The sequence below is a fragment of the Micromonospora sp. WMMA2032 genome (assembly GCF_002688545.1).
Lineage (GTDB): Bacteria > Actinomycetota > Actinomycetes > Mycobacteriales > Micromonosporaceae > Micromonospora > Micromonospora sediminicola.
Window position 1 is genome coordinate 5,688,196 of sequence record NZ_CP024052.1, and the last position, 12,102, is coordinate 5,700,297.

A 12,102-nucleotide genomic window follows, 5' to 3' on the forward strand; every position below is an offset into this window, starting at 1 on the left:
ACACCCTACCGGCCGGCCCGCAGCCCCAGCCTGCGCAGCTCCAGCGCGGCGAGCGCGTCGACGGTCTCGTCGTCGCCGCGCCGCCACGCCTCGGCCACGTCCGGCGCGATCCGGGTGAGCTTCGACAGCGGCTGGCCGGCGAGCGCGCGCAGCGCCAGCAGGTCCCGGCCGGCGGGCGCGGTGGCCATCGCCTTCGCCGCGCCGGCGCGGCGCATCCAGCGGACCCGCAGCGGCAGCCAGCCGAACAGCACCAGGCCGAGCGGGAACACCAGCACCGCGATGGTCAGCGCGAGCGCCAGCTGCCCGACCAGCTCCTGCTGGTCGCGGCCGGCCTCGGCCATCGCCCGGGCGGCGTCCGCGGCGCGGTTGAAGGGGGCGGTCAGCTCGTCGCCGACCAGCGGCACCCGGCCGACCTTGCCGCCGGCGTCGGCCAGGTTGTCGGCGAGTCCGCCGCCGGCCCCCTCCAGCTTCTGCCCGGGTACGGCGAGCTTCTCGACCAGGTCGTGCAGCCACAGCGCGAAGCGGATCGCCGCGTACACCCAGGCGACCACGAGCAGATCGGTGAGGAACTGGCGGACGGCGGTCGGAAAACGGTCGGCGTAGATCTTCACGCCGGACAGCCTGCCACGGGGGGTGGGCATCGGCACAGGGCCGATCCGCGACTCAGGACGACCCTTCGCCGGCGTGGCTCACCGCGTCCGCCACGATGTGCGCGACGTGCTCGTCGACCAACGCGTACGCGATCTCCCGGCCGCGCCGCGAGCCGCGCACCACGCCGGCGCCGCGCAGCACCCGCAGGTGCTGGGAGACCAGCGGCTGGGGGGCGCCGAGCTTCTCCACCAGCTCGTGCACGCACCGCTCGCCCTCGGCCAGCTCGCTCACGATCGCCAGCCGGATGGGGGCCGAGAGCGCGCGCAGCAGGTCGCCCGCGCCCTCGAAGGCGTCGTACCCGTTCGTGCCGGTCACCCCGTAACGGTAACCAATGCCAGCTGCGCCGGCCGGCGCGGCCTCACCTGAGCACCACCTCGTGCTCGGCCGGCTCGGCAACCGGCGCGTGCCCGGTCGACCGACCCCGACGCCGCACCGCCCGGACGCCGGCCGCGCCGAGCGCCACCAGCAGGAACGAGCCGATCGCCACCAGCACCACCGAGGCGCCGGGCGCGGTGTCGGCGGTGGCCGCCACGAAGACCCCGGCGCCCGCGGCGAACAGGCCCAGCGCCATCGCCGCCGTCATGGTGGACCGGAAGCCCCGGGTCACCTGCTGGGCGGTGGCGACCGGCACCACCATCAGGGCGCTGATCAGCAGCACCCCGACCGCCCGCATGGCGATGGTCACCGTGACCGCGGTGCCCACCGCGATGAGCAGGTTCAGCGCCCGCACCGGCAGGCCGGAGACGCGGGCGTACTCCTCGTCGTGGCAGACCGCGAACAGCGCCGGGCGCAGCGCCAGCATGGTCACCAGCAGCACCGCGCCGAGCACGCCGATGGTGACCAGGTCGGCCTGCGACGTGGTGGTCAGCGACCCGAACAGGTACGCGTTGAGCGACCCGCTGCTGGCGTCGGAGAGCCCGACCAGCATCACGCCGCCGGCGATGCCCCCGTAGAAGAGCAGCGCCAGCGCCAGGTCCCCGGAGGTGCGCCCGTACGCGCGGACCAGCTCGATGACGACCGCGCCGAGGGTGGCCGCGAGCACCGCCACCAGCACGGGGGAGCGGTTCAGCAGCAGCCCCGCGCCGACGCCGGTGAGCGCCACGTGCCCGATGCCGTCGCCGATCAGCGCCAGCCGGCGCTGCACCAGGTAGATGCCGAGCGCCGGCGCGGCCAGCCCGATGACCAGCGCGCCGACCAGGGCGCGGAGCATGAAGTCGTACTGGAAGAGGTCCATCTCAGATGCCTGTCCAGAGCCCGGCGGGCTCCTCGTCGCAGTGCGGGTGCACGTGCTCGTGGTCCGGGTCGGCGTGGTGGCCGGCCGGCTCGGGCACCGCGCCGTCGTGGGCGATCCCGCCCTGGTGCACCACCACGGCCCGGCTGATCAGCGGGCGCAGCGGGCCCAGCTCGTGGGCGACCAGCAGCACCGTGCCCCCGCCGTCGCGGAACGCGCGCAGCGCCCCGGCGAACGCCTCCTGGCTGGCCGCGTCGACCCCGGCCGTCGGCTCGTCGAGCACCAGCAGCTCCGGCCCGCCGGCCAACGCGCGGGCGATCAGGGCGCGTTGCTGCTGGCCGCCGGAGAGCGTGGCCACCGGGTCACCGACCCGGTCGGCCAGCCCGACCGCGCGCAGCGCCGCCGTCACCGCCTCCCGGTCGGCCCGCCCGGCCGGCCGGAGCACGCCCCGGCGGGCCAGCCGCCCGGACGCCACCACCTCGCCCACCGTGGCCGGCACGCCGCCGCCCGCGCCCAGCCGCTGCGGGACGTACCCGATGCGGTGCCAGTGCCGGAAGCGGCGCTGCGGCGTGCCGAAGAGGGCGACCGACCCGGCGCCGAGCGGTACCAGGGCGAGCGCGGCGCGGACCAGCGTCGACTTGCCGGACCCGTTGGCGCCGAGCACGGCGACCACTTCGCCGGCGGTCACGGTCAGTGAGACGTCACGCAGCACCGGCCGGCCGTCGTAGCCGACGGTCGCGTGCGCGATCTCGATCACGGGTGGGGTCATGAGCAGTCCAGAGCGGTTCGCAGGGTCTGCAGGTTGGCCCGCATGGCGGAGAGGTAGTCGCCCTCGGCGGGCGGGCCCTCGATCGGGTCCAGGACCGCGGTCTTCGCCCCGACCTCCCGGGCGATCGTCTCGGCGACCTTCGGGCTGACCAGCGTCTCGAAGAAGATCGTACCGGCCTGGTGCTCCCGAGCCTCCTTCGCGACCTCGGCGAGCCGCTGCGGGGAGGGCTCCGACTCCGGGGTGAGGCCGCTGATGCCGATCTGCTCCAGCTTGTAGTGCTCGGCCAGGTAGCCGAAGGCGGTGTGGCTGGTCACGATCTCCCGGCGCTGGCAGGTGCGCAGGCCCTCGGCGTACGCGGTGTCCAGCGTCGCCAGCTCGGTGCGCAGCGCGCCGGCCCGCGCGGTGTAGTCGGCGGCGTGGTCCGGGTCGGCCCGGCCGAGGCGCTCGGCGAGCTTGTCGCCCACCGTGGCCAGCCGGGTCGGGTCGAGCCAGAGGTGCGGGTCCTTGCCGCCGCCCTCCTCCTCGTGACCGGCCTCCTCCTCGTGACCGGCCTCACCCTCGTGCTCGTGCCCGCCGGCGGCGGCGTCGAGCAGCGGGGCCACCCCGGCCACGTCGAAGGCCCGGTCGCCGCCGTTCTGCTCGACCGCCTCGTCCACCGCCGGCTGGAAGCCGGTGAGGTAGACGATCAGCTCGGCGTCGACCACCTGGCCCACCTGGCGCGGGTTCAGCTCCAGGTCGTGCGGCTCCGCGCCGGGTTTGGTCAGGTTGCTCACCGCGACCCGGTCGCCGCCGATCCGCTCGGCCAGGAACTGCAGCGGGTAGAACGCGGCCACCACGTCGACCTTGTCCGGGTCCTTCCCACCACCGTCGCCGGTCGAGCAGGCGGCGAGACCGCCGACGGTGAGCAGGGCGGCGGTGGCGGCGGCGAGAGCACGGGGAGTGGCACGAACGGTCATGGGATCAACTGTCCGTGACAACGAAAATTATTGTCAAAAACGCATGATTGCATGTCACCGCAGGTCAGGCCGCACGGATCAGCCGACCATCAGCTTGGCCAGCGCGACCGCGATCAGCAGGGTCAGCATCAGCAGCCGGAGCACCCGGGTCGCCGGCGCCTGCACCGGCCAGGTCACCGTCATCAGCCAGACCAGGCCGGCGGCCAGCACCAGCAGCAGGACACCGCCGGCCGGCCCGGGCGCGAACAGGCCGACCAGCACCAGGACCAGCGCGGCGAGGAACACCGTCGTCGGGTTGAGCCGGGCCAACCGGGACAGCACGGGACTCTGCGTACGCTGCATGCCACAAACTCTACGAGGAGGAACGCCGTGCTGGTCACCAACCGGTTCGTGGTGGACGCCGAAACGGCGGACGAGTTCACCCGGGAGGCGCACGCGGCGCTCGCCGCACTCGCCGCCCGGCCCGGTTACCTGCGCGGTGACCTGCTGCGGGCGCTCGACGACCCGGCCCACTGGTGCCTGCTCACCGAGTGGGAGTCGGTCGGGGCGTACCGGCGGGCGCTGGGCGGGTTCGACGTCAAGGTCAGCGCCGTGCCGCTGCTCGCCCGATCGGTGGACGAGCCCTCGGCGTACGAGACGCTCGCCAGCGCCGCCCCGCAGGGCGAGATCGTCGTCGTCGCCAGTGATCGTGCCGCAGGTCCTTACCGCTGAGTCCCGGGGCACTACCCTGGCGCGTATGACCGCTCCCGGACCGGCCGCACCACCCCCGTCGCCCGTGCCGCCCGGCGCCCCGCCGGCGGACCCGGGCGTGCCCGCGCCGCCGCCCGGTCCCGGCGTCGCCCCGCCGTTCGCCGCCCCGCCCACCGAGGGCGGTCGGTCCCGACTCTGGCTCGGCCTCGGGGTCGGCGCGCTGGCCGTGCTGCTCTGCTGCGGCGGAGGCGGCGCGGCCGTGGTCGGGCTGGCCGTGAGCAACGTGCAGGCGGTCGGGGAGCAGGGCCGGGCCGTCACCGACGACTACTACCAGGCGCTGGTCGCGCGGGAGTGGTCCAAGGCGTACGACCAGCTCTGCGACGACGCCCGGCGACGCGAGTCCCGGCCGGAGTTCGAGCAGCGGGTCGCCACCGAGCCGCAGATCTCCGGCTACCGGGTGGGCGACGTCGACACCGCCTCGCTGACCGTGCCGGTGGACGTGACGCTGGCCGGCGGCCGGCGGGAGGCGCAGACCGTCACGCTGGCACCCGACCGGCAGACCGGTGGCATGGAGGTCTGCGGGGTGAGCTGAGGCGCTCCCCGGTATTCTGCTGGGCCCGGGACCGACGCGGTCGTACCGTTGTCCCGAACAGCCCGGTTCCATCCATCTCAACCGCGCCGACCGCCAGCCGGCGTAGGAGGAAACATGCCAGCCGACCGTATCGACGCCGTCGTCAGCCTCGCCAAGCGCCGGGGCTTCGTCTTCCCCTCCAGCGAGATCTACGGGGGCACCCGGTCGGCCTGGGACTACGGTCCGCTCGGCGTCGAGCTGAAGGAGAACGTCCGCCGGCAGTGGTGGCGGACCATGGTCCAGCAGCGCGACGACGTCGTCGGCCTCGACTCGGCGGTCATCCTGGCCCGCAAGGTCTGGGAGGCCAGCGGCCACATCGCCGAGTTCGTCGACCCGCTCACCGAGTGCCAGTCCTGCCACAAGCGGTTCCGGGCCGACCACCTGGAAGAGGCGTACGAGGCCAAGCACGGCAAGCCGCTGACCTCGCTGACGGAGCTGAACTGCCCCAACTGCGGCAACAAGGGCACCTTCACCGAGCCGAAGATGTTCAACGGCCTGATGAAGACCTACCTGGGCCCGGTCGAGAGCGACGAGGGCCTGCACTACCTGCGCCCGGAGACCGCCCAGGGCATCTTCGTCAACTACAAGAACGTGGAGACGGTCGCCCGCAAGAAGCCGCCGTTCGGCATCGCGCAGACCGGCAAGTCGTTCCGCAACGAGATCACCCCGGGCAACTTCATCTTCCGGACCCGCGAGTTCGAGCAGATGGAGATGGAGTTCTTCGTCGAGCCGGGCACCGACGAGCAGTGGCACGAGTACTGGCTGCAGGAGCGCTGGAACTGGTACCTGGACCTGGGCCTGTCCGAGGAGAACCTGCGCTTCTACGAGCACCCCAAGGAGAAGCTCTCCCACTACTCGAAGCGCACCGTCGACATCGAGTACAAGTTCCGGTTCGGCGGCACCGAGTTCGCCGAGCTGGAGGGCATCGCCAACCGCACCGACTTCGACCTGTCCACGCACAGCAAGCACTCCGGCGTCGACCTGTCGTACTTCGACCAGGGCAAGGGCGAGCGCTGGATGCCGTACGTGATCGAGCCGGCCGCCGGTCTCACCCGCGCGGTGCTGGCGTTCCTGCTGGAGGCGTACGACGAGGACGAGGCGCCGAACACCAAGGGCGGCGTGGACAAGCGCACCGTGATGCGCTTCGACCCGCGGCTGGCCCCGGTCAAGGTCGCGGTGCTGCCGCTGTCCCGCAACGAGGCGCTCTCGCCCAAGGCCAAGCAGCTCGCCGCCGACCTGCGCAAGCGCTGGGTGGTCGAGTTCGACGACTCGCAGGCGATCGGCCGTCGCTACCGCCGGCAGGACGAGATCGGCACGCCGTTCTGCGTCACCGTCGACTTCGACACGCTCGACGACAACGCCGTCACGGTGCGGAACCGGGACACCATGGCCCAGGAGCGCGTCGCGCTGGACCAGGTCGAGCGCTACCTGATCGAGCGCCTCCCCGGCTGCTGAGCTGTGTAAGGAAGGGCCCCTTCTTAACGCCTGGCGTAGAGAAGGGGCCCCTTCTTAACACCCGTCATCCGGGGGAGATCGGCTCCGCCCGTACGCCCGTCTCGGTCCCCAGCCCGCGCCGTGCCTCGGACGCGTCCTCCACCATGCGCCGCACGCGGCCCGGCTCCCTGCGGATCTGCGCCGGGGTGAAGTGCAGGACGAGCACCCCGTGCCGGCTCAGCTCGTTGTGCCGGTCCAGCGTCCGCGTCCAGTCGTTCGGGCTGAGGTGGTACTCCCGCGAGTCGACCTCCAACGCCAGCGCGCACTCGGCGAGGTAGCCGTCCGGCGTCGGCAGCCGGGAGCCGTCGGCCGCCGACAGTCGCGGGTTCCACAGGATCTCGGTGAGCACGCCGCTGCTGCTCAGGCACTCCCGCAGCTCGGTCTCCGGCGCCGAGCGGACCCCGTCGGTGATCTCTGCGAACGCCTTCCGGATCAGGGCGGTACGGCTCCGCCTGGCTCGCCGGATCTCCCGGTCCAGGCTGGCCAGGTCGGTGAAGCCGCGCTGGACGGCTTCGGCCACGGTCGCCCGTACCGGCCGCAGCTGGCGCAGGTCGCGGGCCGCGTCCACCACCGCGCGCGCCGGCGAGCACACCGGATACAGCACGGTCCGCCGGGCCTGCGGATCAAGCTCCAGGGCACGCGCGATCACCGCGTGACCGGCCGAGCGGCGCCGCACGTGGTGCGGCAGGATCAGGTGTACGTCAGTGGTGCGCGGGCTGTGCCGGAAGCCGTACCAGATCAGGGCCGCCAGACCGGTGAGCTGTGCGTCGGCGCCCGCGTAGAGCGCGGCCGAGATGCGTCGTTGCTCGTCGGTGAGGGTGCCGGTGACGAGCGCGTACGTGGCCGGCAGGACGCGCTGCCACAGGCCGCGCCGGGTCTGCCGGTACAGGTACATGTCGTCGAATCCGACGCCGAGAAGCTGCGTCCGCGTGACGATCTGCTGCTGGCGTTCCGCCAGGTCGCTGAGTTCGGGTGGCTGTTCGGGCATACCCGGCAGCGTGCGGGTCCGCCCGATCCGTGTCCTGCCCGTGCGCCTGACCTGTGGACAGCCGTCGTCGTTGTGGAGGACCGTCTGCTGGCGGGCCGACTGTGATATGGGCCCTGTTAAGAAGGGGCCCCTGCTCTACCGGAGACGTTAACAAGGGGCCCCTCCTTACACTTGTCCGGTGGATGCGCTGAAGATCGGGCCGCACGAGGTGTGGCCCCCGGTGGTGCTCGCGCCGATGGCCGGGATCACCAACGTCGGCTTCCGACGGCTCTGCCGGGAGCAGGGCGGCGGCATCTACGTCTGCGAGATGATCACCACCCGGGCACTGGTCGAGCGGAACCCGAAGACGCTGCGGATGATCGCGTTCGGCGCCGAGGAGCGGCCGCGCAGCCTCCAGCTCTACGGCACCGACCCGGAGATCACCGCGGCCGCGGTGCGGATCGTGGTGGAGCGCGACCTCGCCGACCACATCGACCTCAACTTCGGCTGCCCGGTCCCCAAGGTCACCCGCCGGGGCGGCGGGTCCGCCCTGCCGTGGCGGCGCCGGCTCTTCGCCCGGCTGGTCAACGCCGCGGTCGACGCCGCGTCGCCCGCCGGGGTGCCGGTCACGGTCAAGATGCGCAAGGGCATCGACGACGACCACCTGACGTACGTCGAGGCCGGGCTGGCCGCCCAGGACGCGGGTGTCGCGGCGGTCGCCCTGCACGGGCGTACGGCCGCGCAGCGCTACTCCGGCACCGCGGACTGGGACGCCATCGGCACGCTCAAGCAGGCGCTCGACGTGCCGGTGCTCGGCAACGGCGACATCTGGGAAGCCGACGACGCGCTGCGGATGGTCGCCCACACCGGCGTGGACGGCGTGGTGGTCGGGCGCGGCTGCCTGGGCCGGCCCTGGCTCTTCGCCGACCTGGAGGCCGCCTTCGACGGTCGCGCCGAGCGGCGGCTGCCCTCGCTGGGCGAGGTGGCGCTGACCATGCGGCGGCACGCCGAGCTGCTGGTGGACCAGTTCGTCGCCGGCGCCCGGAACCCGGCCCGGGGCGAGCGGGACGGCTGCACCGACTTCCGCAAGCACGTGGCCTGGTATCTGAAGGGCTTTCCGATCGGCAGCGAGCTGCGTCGGTCGCTCGCCATGATCGAGAGTCTGGCGCAGCTCGACGACCTGCTCGGCAAGCTCGACCCGGCGGTGCCGTTCCCGGTGGAGAACCTCGGGCAGCCGCGCGGCCGTACCAACTCCCCGGGCAAGGTGTTCCTGCCCGACGGTTGGCTGGCCAGCCGCGACGACGACACCCCGCCGGACGGCGCCGAGCTGGACGACTCCGGCGGCTGACCCCGGACACGCCGAAGGGCCCGACCCCCACGGGGTCGGGCCCTTCGTTCTTCCGGTCAGGAGCTGTAGCCGCGGCTGGCGATCCAGTGCGCCAGGGCGTCCACGTCCATGCGGTAGGAGGCCTGGTCCGGGTTCGCCGAGTCGGCGATCGTCACGACCTTCCCGCCGTCGCGGTAGCCCACCACGCTGATGTAGTGGCCACCCTCGAAGGAGTGGGTGGTGCCGTCGGTGTCGGTCGCGGTGCCGGCGATGTTCGCCACCACGGCCCGGCCGTCGTCCACCGCGCGCACGATGTCGGCGCGCAGCTTGTCGGTCTTCTCGCCGGCCTTGTCCACGGGGATCTCGGTGGACTTGTAGACGTCCTTGCCGGTCTCCTTGTTCAGCACCGGGGTGATGTCGTTGATGGAGTTGGTGCCGTTCTCGGTGGTGCCCATCTCCTTGGCCATCGCGTCCACGTCGATGTTCTTGCCCTGCACGCTGAGCGCGTTGCGGGCGGCGGCGGGGCCGCAGAAGTAGAAGTTGGGCTGGGCCTCGTAGCGCACGCCCAGCTCCCGCTCGCCGTGACCGTGGCGGTCGGTCTGCACCTGCGCGGCGCGCTCGGCCGGGGTGGCCTGGGCGGCGATCGCGGGGCCGGCGATGCCACCGGCGGTGGCGGCGATGCCGGCGACGGTCAGGGCGGTCTTGCGCAGCAGAGTGGTAGCCATGATCAGTTGCCTCTCTGTCGGGGGTACGCGGCGACGGGGGGTGCCGCGAAGAAAGATCAGGTGGCTCGCTCGGGCGGCGGGGTGGCCTGCTCCGGCGGCTCGGGGATGTAACGACCGGGGGCCCGGGGTCATTCCCGGGGGCGCTGCCCGGCGGCGGTGCCGACTCGGCAGGCGCTGTCGACCTGCTCGGCGGCTCCGGGAGATGTAACGACCGGCGTCCCGGCCCGATTCCCGGCCCGCGGGGCGGGCGGTCGGCGGGTGCGGCGCGGTCTGCCATGTACAACGCCGCGCCCCCACCCCCGATTCCACCCCACCGGTGACCCCGACCACCCGGAAACCGGACAACCACCCCACCACGGCAGGCCGCCCGCTCTCACCGCCCCCGGCCCCCGCACGGCCGCCCCTCGCCACCTCGTTGATCAAGGAGTTTGCGTCGTGCACCGGCCTCAGTCGGACGCAAACTCCTTGATCAACGAAGTGATGGAGGGGAGTGCGGCGCCTTGGCTGCGTGTTTCGGCGCTGGCGGGATCGGCTCGGAGATCTTGGTACGTCCGCGCCCCTCCGGGGACCGTGTCGTACCAAGATCTCTGACGGCGTGGGCGTTTTGGGCGATCTGTCCGGTATTGGGGGTCTGCGGTCGGGCGGGCATGGGCGGGCGGGGAAGCCCAGGAAGGAGGACGCCGGGCGGCGCGGGGAGCTGCGGCCGTGCCGCGTGCCGGGCCGTGACGGCCCGCAGGTGCTCGCGTCGGTGGGGGTGCCCGATCCCGTTCCTGGCCGGGATGGGTGCGGCGATCATGAAGTTGGCGGCTGTTCGTGTCCGGTTTGTCGCGTCAACTTCATGATCGACGGGTTGGGGGTCGGTGGGTCAGGGGGTGGGCGCGGTGTGGGGGGTGGGTTGGGTGGGGATCTGGGGTGGGGTGGGGGGCCAGGGGATCTCGGGGGAGCGGTGGAAGGTGATGCCGGCGGTGGCCCAGCGCGGGCCGTGGGCGGCGAGCCGGCTGCGGAACCGGGACCAGTCGTGCGTCTCGCGCGGTGACCAGCCCAGTTCGGCGACGGCGGGCAGGCGCGGGAAGAGCAGGAACTCGATCTCGGCCGCCGTGGTGACCGACTCGGTCCAGAGCGGGGCCTCCACCCCCAGCACCGCCTCGGCCGGCACGCCGTGCACGTGGGTGCCCGGATCCCAGTCGTACGCGCGTCGCACGTCGATGAGGCCGGCCCAGTCGTGCCCGATCGGGGTGTCCGGGGCGTACTTCATGTCCAGGTAGGCGTGGTTGCCGGGGGAGAGGATGAGGCGGGCGCCCCGGCGTACCGCAGCCGCCGTCTCCGGGTCGTCGCCGTTCGTGCCCCACCACTGCAGGACGCGCCCGTCGACGTGCTCCGCCGGGGCGAGCTGGTGCCAGCCGACGACCGTCTTCCCGGTGGCCGCGACCAGTTCCTGCGCCCGTGCGACGAAGGCGCGGTAGCTCTCCGCGGGCACCTTGAACGCCTCGTCGCCGCCGAGGTGCAACCAGGGCCCGGGGGTCAGCGCGGCCACCTCGCCGACCACGTCGGCGACGAACGCGTACGTCCGCTCGTCGGCCGGGTCGACGTAGCTGAACCCGACCTCCGTGCCGGTGTACGGCGGCGGCGCGATCTTGCCGGGGGCCAGTTCGGGGTACGCGACCAGCGCCGCGTTGGTGTGGCCCGGCAGGTCGATCTCGGGCACCACGGTCACGTGGCGGCGGGCGGCGTAGGCGACGATCCGCCGGTAGTCGTCCCGGGTGTACCAGCCGCCCGGGCCGCCGCCGACCTCGGTGGCGCCGCCGACCTCGGCGAGCCGGGGCCACGAGTCGACGGCGATCCGCCAGCCCTGGTCGTCGGTGAGGTGCAGGTGCAGGTGGTTGAGCTTGTACCGGGCCAGGTGGTCGATCACCCGCAGCACGTCCTGGACGCCGAAGAAGTGCCGGGCGACGTCGAGCATCGCGCCCCGGTAGGGGAAGCGCGGCCGGTCGACGATCGTGCCGCCGGGCACCAGCCAGCGCTCGGTGACCGGGGTGGCGCTCTCGACCGCCGCGGGCAGGAGCTGCCGCAGCGTCTGCGCGCCGTGGAACAGGCCGGCCGGACCGGCGGCGGTGATCCGGACGCCGGTGGTGGTGACGTCGAGGCGGTACCCCTCGGCCCCGAGTTCGGCGACCGTCGGGTCGCCGGCCCGAGCGGCGCCGACCAGGGCGGCGTCGACCGAGGACAGGGTGAGCGTCAACCGGCCCTCGGCCGGCTCCGCCGTGTCGGTCACCGGCAGCGGGAAGCCGGTGGCCGGGCGCAACCAGCCGGCGAGCTGGTCGGCCACGTCGCGGCCGGCGGGATCGACGCGCAGTGCCGCGTCCGGGGTCAGGGCGAAGTCGCCGGCCGGGTCGGGGAGCACCCGCTCGGGGGCGGGCACCACCGCGTCCAGGCGGACCGGCGCGGGCGGGGCGAGCACGCCGGCGGCCCGGTCGGCAGCGACGCGGGCCAGCTCCGCGGCGGTCGGCGACACGTCGGGGAGGTGGTCGGCCGGCGGGCGGGCGACGGGCGGGAGTTCGGTCGGCTGCGGCCCGTTCTCGGGGGCGGCGGGGATGGTCGGCACGGCGACGGCTCCGAGGGTGTATTTGCGCGGGATATGGCAAAGGTCAGGTTCGGCGATAT

At 73.3% G+C, this 12,102-nt stretch carries 13 protein-coding genes; 4 read left to right on the forward strand and 9 right to left on the reverse strand.

Annotated elements, in window-relative coordinates; genetic code table 11:
* Positions 1-5: 5 nt before the first annotated feature.
* The 6 genes from CO540_RS26460 to CO540_RS26485 all read right to left on the reverse strand — a co-directional run bounded on the left by CO540_RS26460 (position 6) and on the right by CO540_RS26485 (position 3,949).
* On the reverse strand, positions 6-611 hold the full coding sequence (locus CO540_RS26460; protein WP_099164039.1) for a hypothetical protein: 606 nt from the start codon (positions 609-611) through the stop codon (positions 6-8).
* Positions 612-663: 52 nt separating this feature from the next.
* On the reverse strand, positions 664-966 hold the full coding sequence (locus CO540_RS26465; RefSeq protein ID WP_091572124.1) for a metalloregulator ArsR/SmtB family transcription factor: 303 nt from the start codon (positions 964-966) through the stop codon (positions 664-666).
* A 43-nt stretch (positions 967-1,009) separates the two neighbouring features.
* Positions 1,010-1,885, reverse strand: coding sequence for a metal ABC transporter permease (locus CO540_RS26470; RefSeq protein WP_099164040.1), 876 nt, complete (start codon positions 1,883-1,885; stop codon positions 1,010-1,012).
* 1 nt (position 1,886) lies between these two features.
* Entirely contained in the window at positions 1,887-2,651 is a 765-nt protein-coding gene (locus tag CO540_RS26475) for a metal ABC transporter ATP-binding protein (protein WP_099164041.1), read from the reverse strand.
* Positions 2,648-3,607 (reverse strand): metal ABC transporter substrate-binding protein, encoded by a 960-nt coding sequence (locus CO540_RS26480; RefSeq protein WP_099164042.1) that lies wholly within the window; start codon positions 3,605-3,607, stop codon positions 2,648-2,650. Before CO540_RS26480 ends, CO540_RS26475 begins: the two co-directional genes overlap by 4 nt.
* 78 nt (positions 3,608-3,685) lie before the next feature.
* Positions 3,686-3,949 carry a DUF6703 family protein gene (locus CO540_RS26485; RefSeq protein ID WP_091572141.1) on the reverse strand — a complete coding sequence of 88 codons (264 nt, stop codon included), beginning with the start codon at positions 3,947-3,949 and terminating at the stop codon, positions 3,686-3,688.
* A 27-nt stretch (positions 3,950-3,976) separates the two neighbouring features.
* Here CO540_RS26485 and CO540_RS26490 point away from each other — a divergent pair, with 27 nt between their 5' ends.
* From CO540_RS26490 to CO540_RS26500, 3 genes are all read left to right on the forward strand, one after another.
* Complete coding sequence (locus tag CO540_RS26490; RefSeq protein ID WP_091572145.1) at positions 3,977-4,318, forward strand: antibiotic biosynthesis monooxygenase; 342 nt, start codon at positions 3,977-3,979, stop codon at positions 4,316-4,318.
* Positions 4,319-4,415: 97 nt separating this feature from the next.
* On the forward strand, positions 4,416-4,889 hold the full coding sequence (locus CO540_RS26495) for a hypothetical protein (RefSeq protein WP_091577089.1): 474 nt from the start codon (positions 4,416-4,418) through the stop codon (positions 4,887-4,889).
* 114 nt (positions 4,890-5,003) lie between these two features.
* Entirely contained in the window at positions 5,004-6,383 is a 1,380-nt protein-coding gene (locus tag CO540_RS26500) for a glycine--tRNA ligase (RefSeq protein ID WP_098746919.1), read from the forward strand.
* Positions 6,384-6,447: 64 nt separating this feature from the next.
* Here CO540_RS26500 and CO540_RS26505 read toward each other — a convergent pair whose 3' ends face one another.
* Positions 6,448-7,410, reverse strand: a complete 963-nt coding sequence (locus CO540_RS26505) for a type IV toxin-antitoxin system AbiEi family antitoxin domain-containing protein (protein ID WP_099164043.1) — start codon at positions 7,408-7,410, stop codon at positions 6,448-6,450.
* 178 nt (positions 7,411-7,588) lie between these two features.
* Between CO540_RS26505 and dusB the strand changes: the two genes are divergently transcribed.
* Complete coding sequence (gene dusB, locus CO540_RS26510; protein WP_099164044.1) at positions 7,589-8,737, forward strand: tRNA dihydrouridine synthase DusB; 1,149 nt, start codon at positions 7,589-7,591, stop codon at positions 8,735-8,737.
* A 56-nt stretch (positions 8,738-8,793) separates the two neighbouring features.
* Here dusB and CO540_RS26515 read toward each other — a convergent pair whose 3' ends face one another.
* Both CO540_RS26515 and CO540_RS26520 read right to left on the reverse strand, forming a co-directional pair.
* Positions 8,794-9,441, reverse strand: a complete 648-nt coding sequence (locus tag CO540_RS26515) for a C39 family peptidase (RefSeq protein ID WP_091572157.1) — start codon at positions 9,439-9,441, stop codon at positions 8,794-8,796.
* Positions 9,442-10,306: 865 nt separating this feature from the next.
* Positions 10,307-12,043, reverse strand: a complete 1,737-nt coding sequence (locus CO540_RS26520; RefSeq protein ID WP_099164045.1) for a beta-N-acetylhexosaminidase — start codon at positions 12,041-12,043, stop codon at positions 10,307-10,309.
* Positions 12,044-12,102 lie beyond the last annotated feature (59 nt).

What these genes read in the sequence shown, in the direction of transcription:
- CO540_RS26515 (WP_091572157.1), bottom strand. Translation starts at nt 9,441, where the DNA reads ATGGCTACCACTCTGCTGCGCAAGACCGCCCTGACCGTCGCCGGCATC.
- CO540_RS26470 (WP_099164040.1), bottom strand. Translation starts at nt 1,885, where the DNA reads ATGGACCTCTTCCAGTACGACTTCATGCTCCGCGCCCTGGTCGGCGCG.
- CO540_RS26505 (WP_099164043.1), bottom strand. Translation starts at nt 7,410, where the DNA reads ATGCCCGAACAGCCACCCGAACTCAGCGACCTGGCGGAACGCCAGCAG.
- CO540_RS26475 (WP_099164041.1), bottom strand. Translation starts at nt 2,651, where the DNA reads ATGACCCCACCCGTGATCGAGATCGCGCACGCGACCGTCGGCTACGAC.
- CO540_RS26500 (WP_098746919.1), top strand. Translation starts at nt 5,004, where the DNA reads ATGCCAGCCGACCGTATCGACGCCGTCGTCAGCCTCGCCAAGCGCCGG.
- CO540_RS26480 (WP_099164042.1), bottom strand. Translation starts at nt 3,607, where the DNA reads ATGACCGTTCGTGCCACTCCCCGTGCTCTCGCCGCCGCCACCGCCGCC.
- CO540_RS26485 (WP_091572141.1), bottom strand. Translation starts at nt 3,949, where the DNA reads ATGCAGCGTACGCAGAGTCCCGTGCTGTCCCGGTTGGCCCGGCTCAAC.